We start from the raw sequence: 2,537 nt of genomic DNA on the forward strand, positions 1-2,537 counted from the left end.
GGGTAAACTTGAAGCAAACTCTCAAGGCTGATTATGTAGAAGCGGCCAGAGCTAGAGGTATTCACGAAAGGCGCATTGTTTTTGCCCATGCTCTGAAAAATGCCATGATTCCTGTGATTACAGTGCTCGGGTTGACCTTAGCTGCTTTGTTAGGTGGAGCAGTGTTAACAGAGGTGACGTTCTCTTGGCCAGGGTTAGGGAATCGGTTGTATGAGGCAATTTCTGGGCGGGATTACCCGACGGTGCAAGGGATTATGGTATTTTTTGCCACTATTGTGGTAATCGCAAGTATTGCCATTGATATTGTTAATGCTTTGATTGACCCCCGTATTCGGTACTAATCGCAATTGTTTAAAGTAGAACGACAGATGCAGATCGGGAGATGAGGAGATGGGGGATGGGGAAATGGGGTAATCAGAAAGATTGGTATTAAGGGTCATTATCCGGACATGATATGATCTAATAAATAGTTTAATAAAAATTAAACAACTATTTTTGATAAATAAAAAATCTCTCCAGAACTCAAAAAATTTGGGTCTTCAGTACCTAGTATGCTAAATTCACATTTAAAAAAAACCAAAAGCTTACTCTAGAAGGATTATGAGGCTATTTAATTAACAAAAATTTATAAATACTGCCTCTTTCCACTGCTCCGTTCGCGTAGCGTGGCCAACGGCCTCAGTCCCTGCTCCGAAGCTCCCTTCGCTAAACTGTTAATTTAGCATAACAAGTACGGAAGAGCCAAAAATTTGTCACAAAATAACCTTCCCAAACGTTCTAAAATATAGAAACCAATTTAGGATAAGGTTATGAATCTCAAGAAAATCGTTATTGCCCTGGTCATGTGTGTGACTTTAGCGTTTAGTCTTGCAGCTAACGCTTTCGCTTACGACCTTGAAGCTGGTCCAATCTGGAATCAGGGTGATGCTGAAGCTAAGTGTCCTGCCGTCTGTGAGAAATCAGGTACTAAGTGGAATGGTAACTGGGTTACTACCGTACCAGGTGAAATGTCTGTCTGTGGCTGCGATCAAACCTTAGCTCTTGAAGCTGGTCCGATTTGGAATAATGATGATGCTAAAGGTAAGTGTCCTGCCGTCTGTGAGAACAAAGCTGGTGCCTGGGATGGTAACTGGTGGACAACTGTATGGGGTGCAATGTCTGTTTGTTCCTGCAAATTTTCCTAGTTTGTGGAAGTCTAAGCAATTACTAAGTATTTATAAAAAGTTAGTAATTAGTAATCAAAAAGTAATGATCCCACCTGAGGATGATTACTTTTTGATAGCTAGCGCTTAATACTCCATCCTGCTGTGAAGTGGGGATGAAAGGCGCGTCAACGAGGGTATTGCTTTACCCTCGTTTGGAATTTTTGGTGAGAGTTGACAATTAGTCCTTGAATCATCCACAATCTTCGACAAACCTACACAGGATTGTCGAAGATGCATTATCGTCCTCATGAATTCGCCAAAATCGCTGGTGTCACCGTTAGAACTCTCCAGCGTTGGGATATTTCGGGAAAATTGGTAGCCGATCGCAGCCTTGGCAATCATCGTATTTACACCCAGAAGCATATCAATCAACTTAAAGGTCTATCCCGTGTACATGCAAAGCGGCTGGTAGTTGTTTATTGTCGCGTATCATCCCCCGCTCAGAAACCCGAACTTGAAAACCAGGTCAAAGCTATGGATACCTTCTGCTGTGCTTCTGGAATTAAAATTGATGAAGTGATTAAAGAAGTCGGTGGTGGTCTTAATTTCAAACGTAAGAAGTTTCTAAACCTGATATTCCGTATGCTATCCGGACAGATTTCTACAATCGTCGTAGCTCACAAAGACCGTCTATGTAGGTTTGCCTTCGAGCTGATCGTTGAGTTAGCTGACTATTCAGATTGTAATATCCTTGTGACTAACAATGAGTCACTTAGTCCCCAACAAGAAATGGTGGAAGACCTGATGGCAATTATTCACTGTTTCTCTTGTCGGCTCTACGGTCTACGTCGATATGTCCAACCAATTAAAGAAAATATTGACAAAAACATCGACAATCCGGAAAATTGCGCTAAAGTAGAAATGGAAGTACAAGTTTAAGGTCGAATTCCCAGGATACACATCATGTATGCACTCAAACGAGAACTTAAAGTCAATCACAAACAATCTGGCTTCTTAGCTGGTTGCGCTGGCTTCTCTCGGTTCGTCTATAACTACGGTCTCAGCATCATGATGTCTTCTTGGGACAATGACTGTGTTAAAGCTTCGGATGCTAAGCGATTGACTGCTATCAAAAAGATTTTCACCAACGTCACCAAAAAGAATCCTGATTTTGCCTGGTGTAATCAATACTCTTCTCGCATCTATCAAAACTCTTTGAGAGATTTGAAAAAAGCTTTCAGTCGTTGGCGCGATCCGAAGCTTTGTTCAGGGATACCTCAATTTAAAAAGAAACGTCATCAATGGTGTTTTACGGTTGATGATGGACATGGGAAGCGCTTAGTAAAAGCTGGAAAATTTATCACGATTCCTACATTAGGAACCTTCCGAATT

4 protein-coding genes are annotated in these 2,537 nt (G+C 41.5%); all 4 read left to right on the plus strand.

The window, feature by feature from the left end:
• The coding region (locus F6K49_RS40735; protein WP_293106620.1) for an ABC transporter permease at window positions 1-341 on the plus strand (341 nt) is incomplete at its 5' end.
• A gap of 468 nt (window positions 342-809) precedes the next feature.
• A complete protein-coding gene (locus F6K49_RS40740; RefSeq protein WP_143727696.1) occupies window positions 810-1,184 on the plus strand; it encodes a mannan-binding lectin in 375 nt (124 codons plus the stop codon).
• Window positions 1,185-1,436: 252 nt separating this feature from the next.
• Complete coding sequence (locus F6K49_RS40745) at window positions 1,437-2,084, plus strand: IS607 family transposase (protein WP_293030796.1); 648 nt, start codon at window positions 1,437-1,439, stop codon at window positions 2,082-2,084.
• Between the two features lie 24 nt (window positions 2,085-2,108).
• On the plus strand, window positions 2,109-2,537 hold a 429-nt coding region (locus F6K49_RS40750), incomplete at its 3' end, for a helix-turn-helix domain-containing protein (RefSeq protein WP_293106625.1).

It is taken from the genome of Moorena sp. SIO3I6 (assembly GCF_010672095.1).

Bases quoted from the DNA above. Each gene is read 5' to 3' on its own strand.
- F6K49_RS40740 (WP_143727696.1), top strand. From the start codon at position 810: ATGAATCTCAAGAAAATCGTTATTGCCCTGGTCATGTGTGTGACTTTA.
- F6K49_RS40745 (WP_293030796.1), top strand. From the start codon at position 1,437: ATGCATTATCGTCCTCATGAATTCGCCAAAATCGCTGGTGTCACCGTT.